The sequence below is a fragment of the Pseudomonas sp. PME37.24/025 genome, from assembly GCF_055556615.1.
In genome coordinates this window covers 25,786-47,649 of sequence record NZ_JBVHNK010000021.1, presented here as the reverse complement: position 1 = coordinate 47,649, position 21,864 = coordinate 25,786, and the positions used below count along the sequence as shown (strand labels likewise).

At 56.7% G+C, this 21,864-nt stretch carries 22 protein-coding genes, 1 tRNA gene and 1 pseudogene; 13 read left to right on the top strand and 11 right to left on the bottom strand.

What is annotated here, in order from left to right; all coding sequences use genetic code 11:
* Positions 1 to 233 precede the first annotated feature (233 nt).
* Entirely contained in the window at positions 234 to 1,121 is an 888-nt protein-coding gene (locus ACZ3HH_RS28190) for a LysR family transcriptional regulator (protein WP_465809626.1), read from the bottom strand.
* Between the two features lie 133 nt (positions 1,122 to 1,254).
* On the opposite strand from ACZ3HH_RS28190, the gene ACZ3HH_RS28185 reads away from it, so the two are divergent.
* From ACZ3HH_RS28185 to panB, 7 genes are read left to right on the top strand one after another with little or no spacing between them, the layout of a single operon-like run.
* The gene (locus tag ACZ3HH_RS28185) at positions 1,255 to 2,796 is read left to right on the top strand and encodes an AMP-binding protein (protein ID WP_465809623.1); all 1,542 of its coding nucleotides are present in this window, start codon (positions 1,255 to 1,257) and stop codon (positions 2,794 to 2,796) included.
* Positions 2,783 to 3,043, top strand: a complete 261-nt coding sequence (locus ACZ3HH_RS28180) for an acyl carrier protein (protein ID WP_465809621.1) — start codon at positions 2,783 to 2,785, stop codon at positions 3,041 to 3,043. Before ACZ3HH_RS28185 ends, ACZ3HH_RS28180 begins: the two co-directional genes overlap by 14 nt.
* A 29-nt stretch (positions 3,044 to 3,072) precedes the next feature.
* Entirely contained in the window at positions 3,073 to 4,200 is a 1,128-nt protein-coding gene (locus tag ACZ3HH_RS28175) for an acyl-CoA dehydrogenase family protein (protein WP_465809619.1), read from the top strand.
* A gap of 40 nt (positions 4,201 to 4,240) precedes the next feature.
* Positions 4,241 to 5,422 (top strand): acyl-CoA dehydrogenase family protein, encoded by a 1,182-nt coding sequence (locus ACZ3HH_RS28170; RefSeq protein WP_081013737.1) that lies wholly within the window; start codon positions 4,241 to 4,243, stop codon positions 5,420 to 5,422.
* Between the two features lie 6 nt (positions 5,423 to 5,428).
* Positions 5,429 to 6,637: an MFS transporter gene (locus tag ACZ3HH_RS28165; protein ID WP_465809616.1), complete on the top strand. Its 1,209-nt coding sequence runs from the start codon at positions 5,429 to 5,431 to the stop codon at positions 6,635 to 6,637.
* Complete coding sequence (locus ACZ3HH_RS28160) at positions 6,634 to 7,431, top strand: alpha/beta fold hydrolase (protein ID WP_465809614.1); 798 nt, start codon at positions 6,634 to 6,636, stop codon at positions 7,429 to 7,431. Before ACZ3HH_RS28165 ends, ACZ3HH_RS28160 begins: the two co-directional genes overlap by 4 nt.
* 42 nt (positions 7,432 to 7,473) lie before the next feature.
* Positions 7,474 to 8,298, top strand: coding sequence for a 3-methyl-2-oxobutanoate hydroxymethyltransferase (gene panB / locus ACZ3HH_RS28155; protein WP_465809612.1), 825 nt, complete (start codon positions 7,474 to 7,476; stop codon positions 8,296 to 8,298).
* Positions 8,299 to 8,357: 59 nt separating this feature from the next.
* On the opposite strand, the pseudogene ACZ3HH_RS28150 reads toward panB, so the two are convergent.
* From ACZ3HH_RS28150 to ACZ3HH_RS28110, 9 genes and pseudogenes are all read right to left on the bottom strand, one after another.
* A pseudogene (locus ACZ3HH_RS28150) lies at positions 8,358 to 8,501 on the bottom strand (Arm DNA-binding domain-containing protein); the annotation flags it as partial.
* 336 nt (positions 8,502 to 8,837) lie between these two features.
* Positions 8,838 to 9,938: a redox-regulated ATPase YchF gene (gene ychF / locus ACZ3HH_RS28145; RefSeq protein WP_008011955.1), complete on the bottom strand. Its 1,101-nt coding sequence runs from the start codon at positions 9,936 to 9,938 to the stop codon at positions 8,838 to 8,840.
* 22 nt (positions 9,939 to 9,960) lie between these two features.
* Complete coding sequence (gene pth / locus ACZ3HH_RS28140) at positions 9,961 to 10,545, bottom strand: aminoacyl-tRNA hydrolase (protein WP_259496602.1); 585 nt, start codon at positions 10,543 to 10,545, stop codon at positions 9,961 to 9,963.
* A gap of 169 nt (positions 10,546 to 10,714) precedes the next feature.
* Positions 10,715 to 11,314, bottom strand: a complete 600-nt coding sequence (locus tag ACZ3HH_RS28135; protein ID WP_465809609.1) for a 50S ribosomal protein L25/general stress protein Ctc — start codon at positions 11,312 to 11,314, stop codon at positions 10,715 to 10,717.
* A 143-nt stretch (positions 11,315 to 11,457) separates the two neighbouring features.
* Positions 11,458 to 12,399, bottom strand: coding sequence for a ribose-phosphate pyrophosphokinase (locus ACZ3HH_RS28130; RefSeq protein WP_003171603.1), 942 nt, complete (start codon positions 12,397 to 12,399; stop codon positions 11,458 to 11,460).
* 46 nt (positions 12,400 to 12,445) lie between these two features.
* Positions 12,446 to 12,520 (bottom strand) — tRNA-Gln (locus ACZ3HH_RS28125).
* Between the two features lie 37 nt (positions 12,521 to 12,557).
* Positions 12,558 to 13,409, bottom strand: coding sequence for a 4-(cytidine 5'-diphospho)-2-C-methyl-D-erythritol kinase (gene ispE, locus ACZ3HH_RS28120; RefSeq protein ID WP_465809607.1), 852 nt, complete (start codon positions 13,407 to 13,409; stop codon positions 12,558 to 12,560).
* Between the two features lie 2 nt (positions 13,410 to 13,411).
* The gene (gene lolB / locus ACZ3HH_RS28115) at positions 13,412 to 14,029 is read right to left on the bottom strand and encodes a lipoprotein insertase outer membrane protein LolB (protein WP_367372932.1); all 618 of its coding nucleotides are present in this window, start codon (positions 14,027 to 14,029) and stop codon (positions 13,412 to 13,414) included.
* 4 nt (positions 14,030 to 14,033) lie between these two features.
* Complete coding sequence (locus ACZ3HH_RS28110) at positions 14,034 to 15,758, bottom strand: tetratricopeptide repeat protein (RefSeq protein WP_465809605.1); 1,725 nt, start codon at positions 15,756 to 15,758, stop codon at positions 14,034 to 14,036.
* Positions 15,759 to 15,993: 235 nt separating this feature from the next.
* Between ACZ3HH_RS28110 and hemA the strand changes: the two genes are divergently transcribed.
* The 6 genes from hemA (at position 15,994) to ACZ3HH_RS28080 (ending at position 21,363) form a co-directional block, all read left to right on the top strand.
* Positions 15,994 to 17,283 carry a glutamyl-tRNA reductase gene (hemA, locus tag ACZ3HH_RS28105; protein WP_258617091.1) on the top strand — a complete coding sequence of 430 codons (1,290 nt, stop codon included), beginning with the start codon at positions 15,994 to 15,996 and terminating at the stop codon, positions 17,281 to 17,283.
* The gene (gene prfA / locus ACZ3HH_RS28100) at positions 17,280 to 18,362 is read left to right on the top strand and encodes a peptide chain release factor 1 (RefSeq protein WP_460144669.1); all 1,083 of its coding nucleotides are present in this window, start codon (positions 17,280 to 17,282) and stop codon (positions 18,360 to 18,362) included. Before hemA ends, prfA begins: the two co-directional genes overlap by 4 nt.
* Positions 18,363 to 19,193, top strand: a complete 831-nt coding sequence (gene prmC / locus ACZ3HH_RS28095) for a peptide chain release factor N(5)-glutamine methyltransferase (RefSeq protein ID WP_465809602.1) — start codon at positions 18,363 to 18,365, stop codon at positions 19,191 to 19,193. It begins immediately after the preceding gene.
* A complete protein-coding gene (locus tag ACZ3HH_RS28090) occupies positions 19,187 to 19,942 on the top strand; it encodes a molybdopterin-synthase adenylyltransferase MoeB (protein WP_465809600.1) in 756 nt (251 codons plus the stop codon). Before prmC ends, ACZ3HH_RS28090 begins: the two co-directional genes overlap by 7 nt.
* Positions 19,935 to 20,726, top strand: coding sequence for a glutamate racemase (gene murI / locus ACZ3HH_RS28085; protein ID WP_465809597.1), 792 nt, complete (start codon positions 19,935 to 19,937; stop codon positions 20,724 to 20,726). The genes ACZ3HH_RS28090 and murI overlap by 8 nt, the downstream gene beginning before the upstream one ends.
* Positions 20,727 to 20,844: 118 nt before the next feature.
* Entirely contained in the window at positions 20,845 to 21,363 is a 519-nt protein-coding gene (locus ACZ3HH_RS28080; RefSeq protein WP_465809595.1) for an acyloxyacyl hydrolase, read from the top strand.
* Positions 21,364 to 21,500: 137 nt separating this feature from the next.
* Here the strand turns inward: ACZ3HH_RS28080 and ACZ3HH_RS28075 are convergent, their stop codons facing one another.
* Positions 21,501 to 21,806: a YkgJ family cysteine cluster protein gene (locus tag ACZ3HH_RS28075; protein ID WP_007905822.1), complete on the bottom strand. Its 306-nt coding sequence runs from the start codon at positions 21,804 to 21,806 to the stop codon at positions 21,501 to 21,503.
* Positions 21,807 to 21,864: the final 58 nt, after the last annotated feature.

The window sequence follows — 21,864 nt, the reverse complement described above, 5'->3', positions numbered from 1 at the left end:
ATCACAATCGAGGCAGTTCAGTGTTGCGTTTTTGTATGCGACGGCGCCCCTGATCTGATCGAACAGGGGCTGTATTTGCCGTTGGACACCGTGCCGTTGTCCGCAATGCTGAAGACGTCGAGTGTGGCCGGCTGCCGGGAATTTGTTCGTCCACTGTCCAGCAAAAGCGCTGGGTCACATTTGTATAGACCTTTGTTTTTTAGCGCGGGGGGCTACGGAGAAGATTTGCCAAATTATTGGCCAGCGTCGGTTGCCAACAGTTCAAGCCATTGCTGTGCAGCTACCGACAGCTGTGCGTTTTTGCGCCAGATTACGACGAGTTGCCACTGCAGTTCGGTGCATTCGAGCGGGACGATTTCCACGCCTGGCGGGATATGGTGTTGAGCCAATAGCCTGGGTAATACCATCAGGCCTGCATTCGCGGCCACTAATGACAGGCAAAAGGCCAGGTTGTCGCTCTTGGCTGTCTGTAGACGGCTGACGTCCAGAGCAGGGCAACAGTGCTTAATGCGGTGATTGAGGATAGAGGCACCCTGTAGCTGTACCCATGGGTGATGCGCTAAATCTGGCAGCGTCAGTCGATGGCGGCTGGCGAGTGGGTGGCGAGGCGGCAGGACGACAACGAGTGGCTCCTCACAAATCGGAAGCCAAGCCAGGTCGTCGCCCTCTGGTCGCAGACTGATAGCCAGTTCGATCTCGCCCTTGCGAACGGCCTCTTCCAGGGCTTGTCCTCCTTGTTCACGCAATTGGAGTTCCACTTGGGGAAAGCGTCGCCGAAACTCGGTCAACACGACCGCTACTTGATCGGTACTACCTAAAGGAGGTAGCCCCAGCCGAAGGACGCCGGTGACGAGGCTATTAAGCAAGCTTACGTCGGTCAGCATTTGCTTGCTGCGGCTCAGTAACCCTTTGGCGTGGTGGAATACCACTTCGCCCGACGGGGTCAAGCGTGACGGCACGCCTGGACGGCTGCGAATCAATAGCGTCGTACCCAGTTCTTCTTCGAGCAATTGAACGGCTTTGCTAAGCGCCGATTGGGTGACGTGAATGTTGTGGGATGCCTTCGAGAAGCTGCCATGCTCTGTCACTTCCACGAAATAGCGCAAGTTCTTCAGATCCATCTGTATTCCATTTCCGCATAGAGTTTATAAAAATTGTTCACTCACTCTGGTTGGAAAAATCCTTCTACTATCCGTCCTCCAAAACGTCCGGATGCCAAGACGGGGAACGTCAAATCAGAAGTAGAGGCCAACCTTGTTCAATGATTGTATTCGGCTTGATCAGACGCTGGTTGAAGCTGCACAGCGCTATCCACAGAGGCCCGCGCTACAAGCGGAAGACGCGTCATTCAACTATCAACAACTGAACGAAGCGGTTAATAAATTATGCGAGTTGATGCGTGCAGAAGGAGTGCATGCCGGTGATCGAATAGGCATCTATATTGCGAAGAGCGCAGCCGCTGTTGTGGCGATTTATGCCGCATTAAGGCTGGGGGCATTAGTAGCTCCGATGGATGTCAAGGACCCCGCAGAACGGGGCGCACGGATGTTGGCCAACGCCGACCTGGATTTTTTATTGGCTACCCCTGCAAGCCAAGCAGCAGCATCTAAGGTGGTTTCCATTCATGGTCAGTCTGGCGACGCTCGCACAGTGGGCGGGCTATGGCTGTTCCCCTTGCGAGGACAACCACTTCGACATGCCGGGTGCGAGGGTGGCTATGTTTTGTTTACATCAGGCAGTACCGGCGCGCCCAAGGGTGTATGCCTGTCCCATGCCAACGTCCTACATTTTTCTGCCTGGGCGGCACGCGCAGTTGCTCTGGACTGTGAGGACCGTGTTGGATCACAAGCGGCACTCACATTCGATCTGACGACCTTCGATCTATTCTCGACCGCACTGGCTGGAGCCTGTCTTTGCCTGTTGCCAGACTATCTCAAGACTTTTCCTCGCGATGTGACGCGTTGGCTGGGTGAGCAGTGTATCTCAGTGTTCTACGCAGTACCCACCTTGTATCAGATGCTGCTACAGCAGGGCGGGATTGAGCAAGCGAGGCCGTCTGCACTACGCGCTGCGTTGTACGCGGGTGAACCGTTCCCGCCACAACTGCTTAAGCGCTATCTGACTGCATTCCCCGACTTGCCGTTCTACAACCTGTATGGGCCTACGGAAACCAATGTGTGCACCGCAGAACAGGTGAGTTTGCCGAGTATCGAGACGGTTTTGCCGTCGATCGGTTGGGCGATTGATGGAGTGGAAGTCGAAATCATCGGTGACGACGGTCGCGCAGCGTCGGAGGGTGAGATTTTCGTTGCAGGGCCGACGGTGTTCGCTGGTTATTTGGTTGATGGCGTATGTCGCGATGCCCGCCGTGCAGTGTATTTCCGCGATGGAGTGGAAAGGTTGGCCTATGGCACGGGGGATATCGGGTATCAGGCGGCGGATGGTCGCTTTCATCTGCAAGGTCGACGTGACCATCAGGTGAAGCGTCGCGGCCACCGCATTGATCTTCTGGACATAGAAAGTGCGGTATTGGCATTGCCGGGCGTTGAAACTGCCGCAGTTGTGGCTCGCCAAGGCACAGAGCCGGATTGCGAGATCTGGGTACATGTGGTGAGTGCTGGTGCAGGTCGTGATGACATTGTTCGCGGCTTGAGCGGAGCATTGCCGAAGAGGATGCGACCGGATGGAGTTCGTATGGCGCGAAAGCTGCCAGCCACTGCCAACGGCAAAATAGATCGACGTGCTTTGAGCATGTTGAGTGTAACCATGGAAGGGATAGGTAATGAAGAACATTGAAACGCTGTGCTCGCTGATTCAGTCAAATCTGCTGACGCAATACCAAAGTGCAGACCTTACTGTGGTACCGGATACGGCGTTACTGGAGGAAGGTTGGTTGGACTCTCTCACGATCATATCCATTGTCGTCGACGTTGAGAAAAAGTTCGAGATAGCTTTCCCTGAAAACAAAGTCGTCGCAGCTTCATTTCGCACGCCTGCCGCGCTATGGGCTGTAATTGAAGCCAGCCTGGTCGAGCTCGCTTGAGTCTGTGCCGATAACAGAGAGGGCGAGTGATGCTGTTCGGAGACGAAGACAAGATAGTTGAACAAACGGTGCAGGAGAGCTGCATCCAAGGGGAGGCTTTGCTGCCTAAGTTGGAAGGAAAAACCTTCCGCGAGCAATGGTTGTTGGCAGCGGCTACAGGGCTGCTGCGTTCTTCCAATAGCACGGTGACAAACAAGCTCGCCATGGTGGAAGGATTGGGCATGAGCGGCGTGAGTCCTGCCCTTTGCTATGCACTTGCTTCACAGTTGTTCGGTATGCAATTACCCATGCAGACTTGGCTGAATACCGAGCAGCGGAAACAACTGGCAGGCCTGGAAGATGGGGAGACGCTGTTGTGTCACGCGCTGACTGAAGCGCATGGCGGTAGTGATCCGATGTCGATGGAAACCGTGGCTGAACGTCAGGCGGACGGTAGTTATCGGTTGACGGGCGAGAAGCGCTTCATTACCGCTGCCCCGGTAGCAGATCACGCTTTGGTGTTCGCTCGTACCGGTAAGGGGCGATCACCATTCGATTTATCAGTCGCACTAGTTGACCTGTCGGATGCGGGCGTATTGCGTAGTGAGCCGCTGAACAAGGCCGCATTGCCCGGTGTACCGATGGGCGTGTTGACCTTTGACGGTGTGCGGTTGGAGGAGCACAGCCTGTTGGGAGGCGAGGGGGCGGGTTTCTCTGTATTGACCGCGACTACGACCTGGGAGCGAGCTCTCCTCATGGGGTATGCGCTGGGACCCATGCGCAGGATGCTGGTTCAGACGGTGGAGTGGAGCCGGGATCGAAGTCATTTTGGAAGATCCATGGGTTCCAGTCACTTGGTGGCCGGGCATGTGGCCGACATGAGCATGGCTCTTTATCGTTCGCGAAAATTGCTATATGGCATTGCGCGGCGCATCGATGCCGGAGTGACTATCCGTCAATTGAGTGGTGAGGCTGCGATGGTGAAGATATCGGTTTCTGAAGACTTTACGCGGCTGTCGCAATTGGCGGCCCAGTTAGGTGGTGTGCGTTCTTACATCGCCGATTCCGGTCGGGCGATCGATCTCATCAGTCCATTGGCTTCAATGACCTATGCGGGGGCGAACGATCTGCTACGTATCAGCGTGGCGCGCCAGGCTGGTTTGCCAGTCGAGAACTGAGCGCTAGAGTTTTTGAATCATATACATAAGGTCAACGCATATGGCTTTGCCACATCAAATCGATGAAATTCTCACGTTGGTGGATCGCATCGGTACACGGCTGGTCGACTTGGCTCCGTTGGTAGATAACCAACAATCGGATAGTAGCGAGAGCTATCAACTGATCAAGGAGTCTGGTCTGTTGGGGTTGCTGATCCCTCGCGAGGCTGGGGGGGCGGGTCTAAATTATTTGGAATATAGCCAGGTTCTGGCGCGACTTGCTCAGTATGACGCGGCAACTGCGCTGGGATTCAATATGCACAATGTGGCGCTTGGCTCGTTATGTGAGTCGGCGGGGAAATCGCTGTCAGCGGCTGCGGATGCCTTTCGCTCCTGGGTATTTGATGAGGTGATATCGCACAACAAGATGTTTGCATCTGCAACGTCAGAGCTGGGTAGTGGTGCGCGGTTACGAGGTATCCAGACACATTACCGCCCGCATGAAGGCGGTTTCCTGCTCAATGGCAACAAGTCTTTCGTGTCGTTGGCAGGCGCTGCAGACTATATCGTAGTAACGGCAAAACCTGAGGGTAACGACAGCGACAGCGAAATCAGCCACTTCGTGGTCGGTCGCAATGACGAAGGTGTGCGTTACGGCCAAGTTTGGGACGGGTTTGCCATGAATGGTACCCAGACCGCCAGCATGACTTTTGAAAATGTGCTTTTGACCCGCCAGCGTTTGTTTCTGGCAGTCGAAGGGATGTCTTTATTCAAGCTGGTACGTGAGCCTCATTGGATGATTTCCGGTTATACCGGTGTTTATCTCGGGATTGCTACTGCGTTGCTGCAACACATCACCGAGGCCGTGCGTTCCACGCCTTCCCAACTTGAATCTAGCGCGATCCATCAGGAAGTAGGCAGGCTATCGGCTGAATTACAAGCGGGTCGAGCGTTGCTGAATGAGGCTGGCACACTCATCGTGCAACGGCGCGGAACGATAGAGGCGAATGCCGCTGTGCATGCTGCTAAGTACTTCATCGGTGAGCTTGCGCCGAAGATGGCAATGGCGGCGGTTAAGATTTGTGGTGCGAGCACATTGAATCGTAGCCGACCGCTGGAACGATTCCTGCGCGAATCGTTCTTTTGCAGTGTTATGCCGGCCAAGCCAATGGACTGTCTGGAATACTTAGGCAAGGCCCAACTGGGGGTTAATCTGTTCGATGCACGACAGATTAACTGGTAGTGGCTCATGCGAATTCCAACCCAATTCGGACGCGCCGCCTGGCTCAGCACTTATCTGTTGTTGGTGGTAATGATGGTGGGTACGTTGCCGACGCCGTTGTATCCGCTCTATGCCACGCAATTAGGCTTGTCTCCATTTGTGGTGACGTTGGTATTCGCGTCCTACGCACTAGCCATCCTGTTCAAACTGATGGTGTTTGGTCGATTGTCTGATTTGTTGGGCAGACGAGCAGTGCTGGGGCTCGGGATCGGGTTGACATTTGCCAGTCTGTTGAGTTTTTTACTCTGGCCCACGTTAGCCGGTTTGTTCGTTGGGCGAGTATTGTCCGGGATGGCAGTAGGGTTGATGGTGGGTGCCACGACTGCCTATCTGACCGAGTTGCTATGTAATCGGTCACTCGCGGCTCTGATCTCCAGCTTGAGCAACATGAGTGGTCTAGGGCTTGGAGCGTTACTGTCTGGCTGGGTGGCAGAGAATGCGGCGCATCCGCTCCATGCCAGTTATATAGCACTGCTGTTCATGCTGTTGCCAAGTGTGCTGTTGCCATGGCTACCCGAAACAGTGATGCATGGAGGTTCTCGCCCACCGTTACGATTGCAGCGATTGCGGATACCGAGTGAGATGCGGCAAGCCTTTATGGCCGTGGCGATGTCGGTGCTGTGCGGATTTAGCTTTCTTGGCTTGTTCGCAGCACTGGCAGGTCGTTTCCTCGCTGTTGGATTGCATCACAGTGGCCTTCTGTTGAGCGGAGGCATTGTATTTTTGACTTTTTGCAGTGCTGCCATTGGCCAGTTGTTGGTGTTGCGATTGTCGCCCCGTCGAGTAGTTCCAGTGGGTGTTTTGCTACTGCCCTTGGCTTTGGCCTGTGTATGGCTGGCATTTCATTTTGCATCCTTATCTTTGTTCCTGGGGGGGGCGGTGTTGGGAGGGATGGGCGCGGGTATGGTGCTCCGCGGAGGTCTGGGGTTGGTGACGATGTTGTCTCCTGCCGATCGTATTGCGGAAGTCAGTTCGGGCTTTTTCGTCGCGGCATATTTGGGGTTGATTGTGCCCGTGGTCGGGGTGGGCTTGCTTTTGTCCGTATGGGATATGTCTTCAACCATAGGCCTGTTCGGCGGATTAGTGACGATATTGGTGATTTTCAGCAGCCGTGCGGTTTTGGGGCTTGGCCCGGCACCGGAACCCGGTTTGGCTATTGCGGTAGGGGGTGAATGATGGCGACGATCTCGCTGAATGGCGGAGAAATTGATTATTTGCTGATCGACGGTGAGTCAGATCGTCCTCCGCTTGTACTGCTGCATGAGGGGCTCGGTTGCATTGCGATGTGGCGACGTTTCCCGTATCGACTGGCAGCAATGACCGGACGCCGAGTGCTCACTTATAGCCGCTATGGCTACGGTCACTCGTTTCGAGCGGATCTGCCACGCCGTTCAGACTATATGCACGTGGAGGCGCAGCAGGTATTGCCTGAATTGCTGGAAAAACTGGAGCTTCGTAATCCAGTGCTGGTTGGTCATAGCGATGGCGCTTCCATCGCGTTGCTCCATGCGAGCAAATCTCCTGTTGCGGGGCTGGTGCTACTTGCTCCACATGTTTTCGTCGAATCCATCACATTGAGCGGCATTGACGTCGCGCGAAAATCGTTCTTGGCCGGGAACCTGGAACGACAACTCGCTCTGTTTCATCCCGATCCCAAAGCAGTATTTGAGGGGTGGAGTGATGTCTGGTTGGCCGATCATTTTCGTGACTGGAATATTGAGCAATGCTTGGCCGATATTAGTTGCCCGGTCTTGTTGCTGCAGGGCGATCGGGACGAGTACGGAACGCTGGCGCAACTGAGCGCGATTCAACGGAAGATACCCGGAGTTGTCACCCAGCATTGCCTGATCGATTGCGGACACTCGCCGCATCTTGATCAGACGGAGCACACACTTGATCTGATAGTCGAATTCTTTGACCAGATGACGGGCGCGTCGCCCAAAGCCGACTTGGCGTCAGCCTCGTTTTAAGAGGTCTTTCCTTCAACGCTATTTTCGCGAGGAACTAACTTCATGAGTACCGCTGTCAGTGAAACCCGCCGTCTAACCGTACCAGATATCAGGGCTTACAAGGGCAAACGCAAGATCGTGTCGTTGACCGCGCACAATCGATCGATCGCTGAGATTGTTGACGAATTTGTTGACGTTATCCTGATGGGTGATTCGACCGCGATGGTTGCTTACGGGCAGCCCAACACGCTGGATTTCACATTGGATCAGACGATACAACATAGTCGCGCGGTAGTGCGTGCTACACGCCGCGCGTGTGTGGTGGCTGATCTGCCGTTCGCCTCCTACCAAGAATCACCGGCTCAGGCTTTCCGCAGTGCAGCGCGGTTGATGAAGGAGGCGAATATCGCAGCGGTAAAGGTGGAAGGTAGTGCGGTCATGGCGCCCACCGTGCAGTTTCTGGTGGAACGAGGCATTCCAGTGATGGCGCATATCGGGTTGATGCCTCAGTTTGTCAACACCATGGGTGGGTTCCGAGCCCAAGGTATGGACGATCAATCGGCGAACTCTATCCGTGATGCAGCCACGGCGATGGAATCAGCAGGTGCTTTTTGCATCGTGCTGGAGGGGGTAGCAGAGCCGCTAGCCCGAGAGTTAACCGAGGTACTGCGCGTGCCAACGATCGGAATCGGGGCCTCGCCCGCTTGCGATGGCCAAGTGCTGGTGATCGAAGATATCCTGGGTCTTGGCGGTGAGTTCGTACCGCGTTTCGCTAAACGTTATGTCGATGCCCATGCTGTTATCCGCGATGCAGTGGGCCAGTACGCATCGGATGTCCGCAATGGCTGCTTTCCTGAACTCTCGCAATGCTTTGGAGTTAAACGCTGACATTAATACTGCTTAACTCAGAATGCTAGGTAAGCGTCCGAGCTACACCCTCTTAAAACTCAGACCTTAAGGGGTTGCGCGCGCACTGATAGAGGAAGTCCAAGCTTCGTCAGTTTGCGAGCTGCGTCACGTTCTGAGCGTGCCTCGGCAAGACCAATCTCTGGGTAAGAGCCGATAGCAAAAACATTTTCCTTGCCATCGAGTCGAAATTTCCATCGTCATAGCTTGCTACCGCTTGGCTGCACCAAAAGAAAAAGCCCGCCGCCATCCCCAAGCTTGTAAGGGGCGGCAGCGGGCTTTGCAGTGCGTACTTTAGCGTCTGTGATCAGGTCTTTAGGCATTTGGGTATCTGTGAGGGATGAAGAAAATACCCCCATCCAGAAATCGTGATACCCCTGGTGCTACCCCGCTTTTCTCTAGAACACTATCACCCTTGCTGAACCGCACTGAGCTCTGGATATTTGGCAGACCCTTGTAAGAACAAGGGTTTCAGGCCGGTTTCAGGTTTGGTACGGTTCACTCAGGTTCAGTAGAAGCCTTTACACGTTGAAGCGGAAGTGCATCACGTCGCCGTCTTTAACGATGTAGTCCTTGCCTTCCAGGCGCCATTTACCGGCTTCTTTGGTGCCGGCTTCGCCCTTGTACTGAATGAAGTCGTCATAGGCGATGACTTCGGCGCGGATGAAGCCTTTTTCGAAGTCGGTGTGGATCACGCCAGCGGCTTGTGGTGCGGTGGCACCGACGCGGACGGTCCAGGCGCGGACTTCTTCGACACCAGCGGTGAAGTAGGTCTGCAGGTGCAGCATTTCGTAGCCGGCACGAATCACGCGGTTCAGGCCAGGCTCTTCTAGCCCTAAGGCTTCGAGGAACATGTCTTTCTCTTCGCCGTCTTCCAGTTCGGCGATTTCGGCTTCGATCTTGTTGCAGACCGGAACCACCATGGCGCCTTCTTCTTCGGCGATGGCTTTGACGATGTCCAGCAGCGGGTTGTTCTCGAAACCGTCTTCAGCGACGTTGGCGATGTACATGACCGGCTTGGTGGTCAGCAGATGGAAGCCACGAATCACCGCCTTGTCGTCGGCGCCCATGTTCTTCATCAGCGTGCGCGCAGGCTTGCCGAGGGTGAAGTGAGCGATCAGTTGCTCCAGCAGGCCTTTCTGGACCACGGCGTCCTTGTCACCACCCTTGGCGTTGCGGGCGACTTTTTGCAGTTGCTTCTCGCAGCTGTCGAGGTCGGCGAAGATCAGTTCCAGGTCGATGATCTCGATATCGCGTTTAGGGTCGACGCTGTTGGAGACGTGAATCACGTTCTCGTCTTCGAAGCAGCGGACCACGTGGGCGATGGCATCGGTCTCGCGGATGTTGGCGAGGAATTTGTTGCCCAGGCCTTCACCTTTCGAGGCACCGGCAACCAGGCCAGCGATGTCGACGAATTCCATGGTGGTCGGCAGGATGCGCTTTGGATTGACGATGGCTGCCAGGGCTTCCAGACGCGGATCCGGCATCGGCACGATACCGGTGTTCGGCTCGATGGTGCAGAAGGGGAAGTTCTCGGCCGCGATCCCGGATTTGGTCAGGGCGTTGAATAGGGTGGACTTGCCGACGTTAGGCAGGCCGACGATGCCGCAATTGAATCCCATGGTGTTTCCCCTCGGGTAAGAGTCAGGCCTTCTGGCTGTGCAGGTTTTTCATCGCGCGGTTCCATTCACCGGCGAGGATATCCGGCAGCACGCCGAGGGCAAAGTCGATGCTGGCATCGAGTTTTTCCTGTTCGGCGCGTGGCGCACGACCCAGGACGAAATTTGAAACCATACTGGCAACGCCCGGGTGGCCAATGCCAAGCCGCAAGCGGTGAAAGGTATTCTGATTGCCCAGTTGCGCGATGATGTCGCGCAACCCGTTGTGACCGCCATGGCCGCCGCCCTGTTTGAGCTTGGCAACGCCCGGAGGCAGATCGAGTTCGTCATGCGCCACCAGGATTTCTTCAGGCGTAATACGGAAGAAGCCGGCAAGTGCCGCGACGGCCTGGCCGCTGCGGTTCATGTAGGTGGTGGGAATCAGCAGACGAACATCCTGACCCTGATGCGAATAGCGCCCGGTCAGGCCGAAATATTTGCGATCGGCCACAAGGTTGACACCCTGCGCGTGCGCGATGCGCTCAACAAAAAGGGCCCCTGCGTTATGCCGGGTCTGTTCGTATTCAGCGCCTGGATTTCCCAGGCCAACGATCAGTTTGATGGCAGTCACGATAGGGGCCCTTCCTTGGAGTGGTGGATAACATCGCCGCAATCAGGGTGTGCGGCGAAAGTGGACGACAAGTGCTCATTTACCATTATGTAAACTCCGCGTTCTCGCCCGCTTTCTCGCTACGCTCTAGTCCGCGATGTTTCCGGTCACTCCGGCGAACAGAGTGAAATTACTCTGCTGCGCCTTCAGTAGCTTCTGGAGCAACACGTGGAGCGTGAACGTTGGCAACAGCCAGGTCGTTACCGTGAGCCAGAGCAACAAATTCAACGCCTTTAGGGGCTTTGAGGTCAGACAGGTGAATGATCGCGCCGACTTCGGCGTTAGCCAGGTCAACTTCGATGAATTCAGGCAGGTCTTTTGGCAGGCAGGTCACTTCGATTTCAGAAACAACGTGCGAGATTTCGCCGCCTTTCTTGATCGGAGCAGCTTCGCCAACGAAGTGTACAGGCACGATAGCGGTCAGTTTCTGGCCAGCTACAACGCGTACGAAGTCAGCGTGCAGCACGTGGCCTTTGGCCGGGTGACGCTGCAGGGCTTTGATGATTACGTTTTGCTTGGTGCCGCCAATGTTCAGCTCGATGATGTGGCTGTAAGCCGCTTCGTTTTCGAGCAGTTTGGCAACTTCTTTAGCCAGCATGCTGATGGATTCAGGGGCTTTTTCGCCACCGTAAACTACAGCTGGAACCAGGCTTGCGAGACGACGCAGGCGGCGGCTCGCACCTTTCCCCAGGTCGGAACGCACTTCAGCATTCAGAGTAAAATCGTTCATGTTGTATCTCCAAAATAACCACATTCGCCCCAGCGTTTGCGACCAGCGCTTAAAGGCGATATGGGCAAAAAAGCCCCGCCCCGACAGGAATGCCGGGGCGGGGCGCTTTTCGTCAACGAGATGTAATGAAAAGGGCAGGGCCCTTAACGGAACATCGCGCTGATCGATTCTTCATTGCTGATGCGGCGGACCGCCTCGGCAACTACCGGTGCGATATCCAGTTGGCGGATACGCGCACAGGCTTGTGCTGCAGCGGACAGCGGGATGGTGTTTGTTACCACCAGCTCGTCCAGCACGGAATTTTCAATGTTTTCGATCGCCCGACCCGACAGCACAGGGTGCGTGCAGTAGGCGAAAACCTTGGCAGCGCCATGCTCTTTCAGGGCCTTGGCCGCATGGCACAGAGTGCCGGCGGTATCGACCATGTCATCGACCAGAATACAGGTACGCCCTTCGACATCACCGATGATATGCATCACTTCAGAGTGATTGGCTTTCTCACGGCGTTTGTCGATGATCCCGAGATCCACGCCCAGGGATTTGGCAACAGCCCGTGCACGCACGACGCCACCAATGTCCGGGGACACGATCATCAGGTTTTCGAAGCGCTGATCTTCAATGTCGTCCACCAGTACCGGGGAGCCGTAGATGTTATCTACCGGAATATCGAAGAAACCCTGAATCTGGTCAGCATGCAGATCAACCGTGAGAACACGGTCGATGCCGACTACGGTAAGCATGTCAGCAACGACTTTCGCGCTGATAGCCACACGTGCGGAACGCGGACGGCGATCCTGACGGGCATAACCAAAGTAAGGAATAACAGCAGTGATACGAGTAGCCGAGGAGCGGCGGAAGGCATCAGCCATCACTACCAGTTCCATCAGGTTATCGTTGGTCGGAGCGCAAGTCGGCTGAATAATGAAGACGTCTTTACCGCGGACGTTTTCATTGATCTCGGCAGTAATTTCGCCGTCGGAGAACTTACCGACAGAGATGTCACCGAGAGGGATATGCAGCTGACGTACAACACGCCGAGCCAGATCGGGGTTAGCGTTCCCCGTAAAGACCATCATCTTGGACACGCGCAGTACCTGAAGGCTGAGGGTAACCTGGATGAGTATAGGAAAATGGCAGGGGCGGCTGGATTCGAACCAACGCATGGCAGGATCAAAACCTGCTGCCTTACCGCTTGGCGACGCCCCTGTATCTGTTGCAACGAGTACCCAGTACTCGATTCCTTTTAGAGCAGACTTTGCAGCTTGCGATGCAACATCGAAATGTTGCTTCCTTTTGCTACAAACCCTGTAAGGGTCTCTGTCAGAAGGGCCGAGACTTTATCAGCTTCAGCTTTGCTTGGGAAGCCCCCAAACACACAACTTCCAGTTCCGGTGAGTTTTGCTTCGGTAAATTTACCTAACAAATTCAATGCGTTACGTACATCTGGGTAACGCCTTGCTACCACCGGCAAGCAGTCATTTCGACTGTTTCCCTTGGGAACGGGGCGCACTTTAATGGGAGGAGTGTTACGTGTCAACAGTGGATCTGAAAAAATTTCTGCTGTACTTACAGATACTTGCGGCACCAGCACGAGATACCACGGTTCTTCGGGCTCTACAGGGGTGAGTTTCTCCCCCACGCCCTCGGCGAAAGCCGCGTGGCCACGCACGAAAACCGGGACGTCGGCGCCCAGTGTAAGGCCCAGCGCAGCCAGCCGATCCTCATCCCAATCCAGCTGCCAAAGATGATTGAGGCCCAGCAATGTGGTCGCTGCATTCGAGCTGCCACCACCGATTCCACCGCCCATGGGCAGGATTTTTTCGATCCAGATGTCGACACCCAGCGAACAACCGGATTGTTCCTGAAGTTTTTTTGCGGCTTTAACGATCAGGTTGCTGTCGTGAGGGACGTCGACGAATTCGGTGTGCAACCGAATCACGCCATCGTCGCGCACGGCGAAGGTGATTTCATCGCCGTAATCGAGGAACTGAAAAATCGTCTGCAACTCGTGGTAACCGTCTTCACGGCGACCCAGGATGTGCAGCATCAGGTTGAGCTTGGCGGGCGAGGGCAATGTCAGACGTGGCGCAGTCATGTTCATTGCCCCAGTTTGCGTGGTTGCCATTCCTTGATCACCAGCGTGACATCAAGGTCGGTGCCGTGCAGTTTGATCCGCTCGGGCAGCCAGTAGCCGTTTTGCTCGGCATAACTGAGGTACTCGACCTGCCAGCCATCCTGTTCAAGATTGGCCAGGCGGCTGTCGACATCGAGGGTCAGGCGACTTTTGCTGTCCGGGGCCGGGAGCCCGCGAACCCACCATGCCAGATGGGATACCGGTAATTTCCAGCCCAGTTGTTCTTCAACCAGGGCTTCTGGAGTCGATGCGTCATAGCGGCCCTGATTGGCCACTTCCAGCGAGACTTTGCCCGGGCGACCGGTCAAGCGGGCCGCGCCACGACCCAGCGGGCCGGAAAGACGGATGTCGTAGTAATCCTGGCGTTGCAGCCAGAACAACGTGCCGCTACCCGAATCTTTTGGCGCGCGGATGCCGATTTTGCCGTTGATCTGCCAGCCGTCGAGGCCGGTCAGTTGCTGTTTGTGCTCGCGCCATTGGGCCGTGTTGCCTTGACCCTGGACCGATTCGCGGGCGCCGAAGCCCGCGCAACCGGCGAGCAGGGCGATGAAGCAGAAAACAATGATGTGGCGCAAAAACATAATCTTAAAGAGTCTCTGATCCGGTCAGGCGCTTGATGGTGCCGCGCAGGGTAGGGCTGTCGGGCTGTTCCTTGAGGAACTTGCTCCAGATTTTCTTGGCTTCGCGTTGTTTGCCGTTGGCCCACAAGACTTCGCCCAGGTGAGCGGCGACTTCCTGATCGGGGAAGCGTTCCAGCGCCTGGCGCAAATACCGCTCGGCTTCATCGAGGTTGCCCAGGCGGAAATTGACCCATCCGAGGCTGTCGAGGACGGCCGGGTCTTCCGGATTGAGCTGGTGCGCCTGCTCGATCAAGGCCTTGGCTTCGGCGTAGCGTGTGGTGCGGTCGGACAGGGTGTAGCCGAGAGCGTTCAACGCCATTGCATTGTTCGGGTCACGCTTGATGATCAATCGCAGATCTTTTTCCATCTGCGCCAGGTCATTGCGTTTTTCTGCCAGCATGGCTCGGGTATACAGCAGATTCAGATCGTCCGGGTATTGCTGCAGGGCTTGCTGCAAGACTTTCCAGGCCTTGTCACCCTGTTTGTTGGCGGACAAGGTTTCGGCTTCGATCAGGTACAACTGGATTGCGTAATCGGGTTGCTCGCCGCGCTCGGCTGCCAGACGGCTTTGGGCTTCGGCGGTCTTGCCGTTGCCCATCAGAATATCGGCCTGACGCAACTGCGCCGGCAGGTAATCGTTGCCCGCTCCGACCTGGGCGTATTCGATCAGTGCGCCCTGCGGGTCGTTACGCTCTTCAGCAATGCGTCCCAGGTTCAAGTGTGCCGAGTCGACATGGCTTTCCCGGGCAATCAAGTCTTCCAGGTAACCTTTGGCCTCGTCCCATGCCTTGGCTTCCAGGCAGACCAGCGCCAGGGAGTAACGCAGTTCGTCGTCTTCGGGGTATTGCTGCACAAGGCTCGAGAATTCGACCTTGGCGTCGTCCATGCGATCCTGTTCAACCAGCATGCGCGCATAGGTCAGGCGCAGGCGTTTGTCGTCCGGGTATTTCTTGATGCTTTTTTGCAGCAGCGGCAGGGCTTCATCGCCACGGCTGAGGCCTTGCAGGAGGCGCGCGCGCAGCAGGATCGGCGCTATTTCGCCCTCCTCCGGCGGGTTGTCTTCGAGCAGGGTCAGCGCGCCCTTGGCATCGCCGTCCTGTTGCATCAGCAAGGCCTTGCCGAAAATCAGCTGGTTATTGTGCGGATGGCGCTGCAACAAGCGATCAAAACCTTTCATCAGGCCGTTGCGCGTATCCTGGTCGGTATCGGCGGCGGACAGGGCGAGGAAGTCGAAATGCGTGTCGCCTTTGCCTTGCAGGACTTTCTCCATATAGACCATGGAGTCGTCATAACGCCCTGCGCGGGCGAGTTGCACGGCTGCCGCCCGTTGCGCCTCGAGATCGTCCGGGGCGTTTTTCGCCCAGACCAGTGCGGTATCGAGGGCAGCCTGATCGGCACCCAGATACTCGGCAATGCGAAATGCCCGCTCGGAGATGCCCGGATCCTGGGTATTGATGGCCTGGGTCACGTAGTTGTCCAGGGCAATGTCGTAACGATTGCGCTGGCCAGCCAATTCGGCGCTCAACAGGCTGAAGACGGTTTCTTCACTGAACGAGCTGTAAACCTTGGGCTTTTCAGGAACCGGAGTGCTGTCTTCGACCGGCGGCGTACCGTCCGACGAAACGGGTGCCAAGGCCTGGCAGCCGCTGAGGAAGACAAAAGCGAGGAGCAACGCGGAAGATCTATTCATATAGGAAAAGGACGACTAACCTGCGGTCGGATCATCATGACACAAGCCTTCGGCCAAACATAACCGCCCGGCCAATTTACCCGCGCGGGCAATCCCCGCAGGCCCGGCGTCCTTGTAAACGAGAACGGATCGCAGCCTTTGGCCGTCCTTACAGGAGCGATAGATATCGAGTGGTTGTTCTGGCTCTGTCGAAGTAGGACAATTGTCGGCTTCACGTCACCATCAGCGACCTTGAATGGCCTTCCTTGCACTCGGTATTAACCACAAGACTGCTTCAGTAGACGTCCGCGAGCGCGTGGCCTTTACCCCTGAGCAGCTGGTTGAGGCCTTGCAGCAGCTCTGCCGACTCACCGACAGCCGCGAAGCTGCGATCCTCTCCACCTGCAATCGCAGTGAACTGTATATAGAACAGGATCACCTTTCGGCTGACATCATATTGCGCTGGCTGGCCGATTATCATCATTTGAGCCTCGATGAGCTGCGCGCCAGCGCTTATGTGCATGAAGATGATGCGGCAGTTCGTCACATGATGCGGGTCGCCTCCGGGCTCGATTCGCTGGTGTTGGGCGAACCGCAGATTCTCGGCCAGATGAAATCGGCCTACGCTGTCGCTCGCGAGGCCGGCACCATCGGTCCACTGCTCGGGCGGCTGTTCCAGGCCACGTTCAATGCGGCCAAACAGGTGCGGACCGATACCGCCATCGGCGAGAACCCGGTGTCCGTGGCGTTTGCCGCGGTCAGCCTGGCGAAACAGATTTTCAGTGATTTGCAACGCAGCCAGGCTTTGCTGATCGGCGCCGGCGAAACCATCACCCTGGTCGCCCGCCATCTGCATGAGCTGGGCGTGAAGCGAATCGTGGTTGCCAATCGCACTCTGGAACGCGCGAGCATTCTGGCCGAGCAATTCGGCGCCCACGCGGTGCTGCTCTCCGACATCCCGGCAGAACTGGTGCGCAGCGACATCGTCATCAGTTCCACCGCCAGCCAGTTACCGATTCTCGGTAAAGGCGCAGTGGAAAGTGCCTTGAAATTGCGCAAGCACAAGCCGATTTTCATGGTGGATATTGCTGTTCCTCGGGATATCGAGCCGGAAGTCGGCGAGTTGGACGACGTTTACCTCTATAGCGTCGACGATCTCCATGAAGTGGTCGCCGAAAACCTCAAGAGCCGTCAGGGCGCTGCCCAAGCCGCCGAAGAGATGGTGTCGATTGGTGCCGAAGATTTCATGGTTCGCCTGCGCGAACTGGCGGCGGTGGATGTGCTCAAGGCCTATCGTCAACAAAGCGAGCGCCTGCGCGACGAAGAATTGCAGAAAGCCCAACGCATGCTCGCCAATGGCAGCAGCGCCGAAGATGTGCTAGTGCAACTGGCCCGCGGCCTGACCAACAAACTCTTGCACGCCCCGAGCGTGCAATTGAAAAAGCTCTCTGCCGAAGGCCGCCTCGATGCGCTGGCCATGGCCCAGGAACTCTTTGCCCTCGGTGAGGGCTCATCGGATAGCTTTTCGGATAAAAAACCGCAATGAAAGCGTCACTGCTCAATAAGCTGGACATCCTCCAGGACCGTTTCGAGGAATTGACCGCCCTGCTTGGCGACGGCGAAGTCATTTCCGATCAAAACAAGTTCCGCGCCTATTCCAAGGAATATGCGGAAGTCGAGCCGATCGTTGGCACCTATAAACAGCTGCTTAAAGTGCAGGGCGACCTCGAAGGGGCTCAGGCGCTGCTCAAGGACAGCGACCCGGACATGCGCGAAATGGCCGTGGAAGAAGTCCGCGAAGCCAAAGAGCAATTGATCGAAATCGAAGCCCAACTGCAACGCATGCTGTTGCCCAAAGATCCCAACGACGGGCGCAACGTATTCCTCGAAATCCGTGCCGGCACTGGCGGTGACGAAGCGGCAATCTTCTCCGGCGATCTGTTCCGCATGTATTCGCGTTACGCCGAGCGACGTGGCTGGCGGGTAGAGATTCTCTCGGAGAACGAAGGTGAACACGGCGGCTATAAAGAAGTCATTGCCCGGGTCGAAGGCGAGAACGTTTACGGCAAGCTGAAGTTCGAATCCGGTGCGCATCGCGTGCAGCGGGTTCCGGCCACTGAATCCCAGGGTCGCATCCACACGTCCGCCTGCACCGTGGCCGTGTTGCCCGAGCCGGACGAGCAGGAAGCGATCGAGATCAACCCGGCGGATCTGCGGGTCGACACCTATCGTTCCTCCGGTGCCGGTGGTCAGCACGTCAACAAGACTGACTCGGCGATTCGTATCACGCACTTGCCGTCCGGTATTGTCGTCGAGTGCCAGGAAGAACGTTCCCAGCACAAAAACCGCGCCCGGGCGATGTCCTGGCTGTCGGCCAAGCTCAACGACCAGCAGACCAGCGCCGCAGCGAACGCCATCGCTAGCGAGCGTAAATTGCTGGTAGGTTCCGGTGACCGTTCCGAGCGTATTCGCACCTATAACTTTGCCCAGGGCCGGGTTACCGACCACCGGGTCAACCTGACGCTGTATTCGCTCGATGAAATTCTCGCCGGTGGCGTGGATGCGGTGATCGAACCGCTGCTGGCCGAGTTCCAGGCCGACCAATTGGCTGCGATAGGTGAGTAAATGACGATCATTGCCAGTTTGTTGCGCGCCGCTGATTTGCCCGACTCGCCCACCGCGCGTCTGGATGCCGAATTGCTGCTGGCGGCTGCCTTGGGCAAGTCCCGCAGTTTTCTGCACACCTGGCCCGAGCGTATCGTCCCGAGCGAAGCGGCACTGAAGTTTGCCGAGTACCTGCAGCGCCGCCGTAGTGGTGAGCCGGTGGCCTACATTCTGGAGCAGCAAGGCTTCTGGAAACTCGACCTGGAAGTCGCGCCTCACACGCTGATTCCGCGCCCCGACACCGAATTGCTGGTAGAGACCGCGCTGGAACTGTTGCCGGCCACACAAGCCTTGGTGCTCGATTTGGGCACCGGCAGTGGCGCCATCGCCCTGGCCCTGGCCAGCGAACGTCCGACCTGGAACGTCACCGCCGTGGATCGCGTGCTGGAAGCCGTGGCCCTGGCCGAGCGCAATCGCCAGCGGCTGAACCTGAACAACGCCACAGTGCTGAGTAGCCATTGGTTCAGCGCTTTGGAAGGCCAACGCTTTCAATTGATCATTAGCAATCCGCCCTACATTGCTTCGACCGATCCGCATCTGGCGGAGGGCGACGTGCGCTTCGAACCGGCCAGTGCCTTGGTGGCCGGCGTCGATGGGCTCGACGATTTGCGTCTGATCGTCGATCAGGCACCGGATCATCTTGAGGCGGGGGGCTGGTTGATGCTCGAACATGGTTACGATCAAGCCGCCGCCGTGCGCGATTTGCTGCTGACCCGCGGCTTTGAAGAGGTCCATAGCCGCACCGACCTGGGCGGTCACGAACGCATCAGTCTGGGGCGCTTGCCGTGCTGAATGATCAGGAACTACTGCGCTATAGCCGGCAGATTCTGCTGCAACACATCGACATCGACGGCCAGTTACGGCTCAAAGAAAGCCGCGTGCTAATTGTCGGCCTCGGCGGTCTCGGCTCACCGGTAGCGCTGTACCTGGCCGCGGCCGGTGTTGGTGAGTTGCATCTGGCGGACTTCGACACGGTTGACCTGACCAATCTGCAACGCCAGATCGTTCACGACAGCGACAGCGTAGGCCTGAGCAAAGTCGATTCGGCGATCCGTCGCCTGACCGCGATCAATCCCGAGATTCAGCTGATTGCCCATCGTACCGCCCTGGATGAAGATTCCCTGGCGGCGGCAGTTGCCGCAGTGGATCTGGTGCTGGACTGTTCCGATAATTTTTCCACCCGCGAAGCGGTCAACGCCGCGTGTGTGGCTGCGCGTAAACCGCTGGTCAGCGGTGCGGCGATTCGGCTGGAAGGGCAATTGTCGGTCTTCGACTCCCGTCGTCCGGAAAGCCCTTGCTACCACTGTTTATACGGGCACGGCAGTGAAGCCGAGCTGACTTGCAGCGAAGCCGGCGTACTCGGTCCGCTGGTGGGCCTGGTCGGTAGCCTGCAAGCCCTCGAAGCGCTGAAATTGCTGGTGGGGTTCGGCGAGCCGCTGGTGGGGCGCCTGTTATTGATCGATGCCTTGGGCACGCGCTTTCGTGAATTGCGGGTCAAGCGTGATCCGGGCTGCAGCGTCTGCGGGTCAAGCCATGCGTGAAGCGCCGATTGCAGTATTCGATTCCGGCGTCGGTGGGCTGTCGGTGCTGGCCGAGATCCAGCAGTTGCTGCCCAACGAATCTCTGTTGTACCTCGGCGATTGCGGGAATATTCCCTACGGCGAGAAATCCCCGGCATTCATCAGTCAGCGTTGCAGTGTCATGGCGCAGTTCTTTCAGCAGCAGGGCGCCAAGGCGCTGGTGCTCGCTTGCAACACCGCGACCGTCGCGGGTGTCGCGGATTTGCGACGCGATTTCCCCGAGTGGCCCATCGTCGGCATGGAGCCCGCGGTCAAACCGGCTGCTGCGGCGACGCGCAGCGGTGTGGTTGGCGTACTCGCCACCACCGGCACTTTACAGAGTGCCAAGTTCGCCGCCTTGCTCGACCGTTTTGCAACCGATGTGCGAGTGATTACTCAGCCATGTCCCGGGCTGGTGGAGCTGATTGAAAATGGCGATTTGCACAGCGAAGCTTTGCGTCAGTTGCTGCAAGGGTATATCGATCCGCTGCTGGCTGCAGGTGCAGATACGATCATTCTTGGCTGCACGCATTATCCCTTTCTAAAGCCGCTGCTTAAGCAGATGCTCCCGCCGAGCATCAGCCTGATCGATACTGGTGCCGCTGTGGCACGGCAGCTTCAACGATTGTTGGCCGAGCGTGAGTTGCTGGCCGAGGGACCCGCTCGCGCTGCCCGGTTCTGGTCGAGTGCGGATCCGGAACATTTCAGAAATATCTTGCCAGTTTTATGGCATTCGACGGGTGTTGTGCAAAGCTTCGACTTGTAGATAAAAAGTGATGATACGAATAATTGGGCTGAACCTCTGATCAAGCGTCTACTTCTATAGCGTTGTCTGTTGGTCAGCATAAAAACCATACGAAGTTGTTCGGAAAAGGATGTTTCTAATGAAGCGACTATTCTGCTTGGCCGCAATTGCGACCGCATTGATGGGGCACAGTTTTACCGCACAGGCAGCAGGGGTGGAATTCGGGGTCGGCCAGACCAGCGATTCAACCATGACCTACCGATTGGGCATGCAATTCGATTGGGACAAAAGCTGGCTTCAGAGTGACATCGGGCGCTTGACCGGCTACTGGAGCGGCGCTTATACCTACTGGGAGGGGGACAAAACATCAAGCAATCACAGTTTGTCGTTCTCGCCAGTGTTGGTATACGAGTTTGCCGGTCAGACCATCAAACCCTACGTTGAAGCCGGTATCGGCATCGCGGTGTTTGCCAACACCGAAATCGAAGACAACAAACTGGGCGGGGCCTTTCAGTTCGAAGACCGCTTCGGGTTTGGTCTGCGTTTTACCGGCGGACATGAAGTCGGAATTCGCGCCACGCACTATTCCAATGGCGGGATCAGTAGCCCGAACGATGGCGTAGAGAGTTACTCGCTGCATTACACGATGCCGTTGTAAGCATTACTGCACCTTTAATGTGGGAGCGGGCTTGCTCGCGAATGCGATTGAACATTCAACACTGATGTTGACTGACAATCCGCTTTCGCGAGCAAGCCCGCTCCCACATTGGGTCTTCGGTGGCCTGTTGTATTAGCTCACCGATACGCCGTCGCAATCCCCTGGCGTTCGGTGATGCATTCCGGTGCGCCCATTTCGAACTCCCGGCAGATCAGCGGACGTTTTTCGTAGATGGTGCACATCATGCTGTTGCGATCCAGCGCGGCGCACCAGCCGTCATCCAGGCGCAGCATGACTTCCCCACCCCAGTCGTCGGTATCGATAAAACGCTCGGGCACACCGGTGTCGGTGATCAACATGACTTCAAGCTGACAGCAGCAGGCAGCGCAGGTCGAGCAGGTGACCGCTGGTTCGGCGATTTGCGTGTGGGGAATGGTTTTCATGGCGCGCAGTGTAAGGCAGTGGGCCTGCGCTGTGTGAAAGGCCTGACGGACGCTCAGG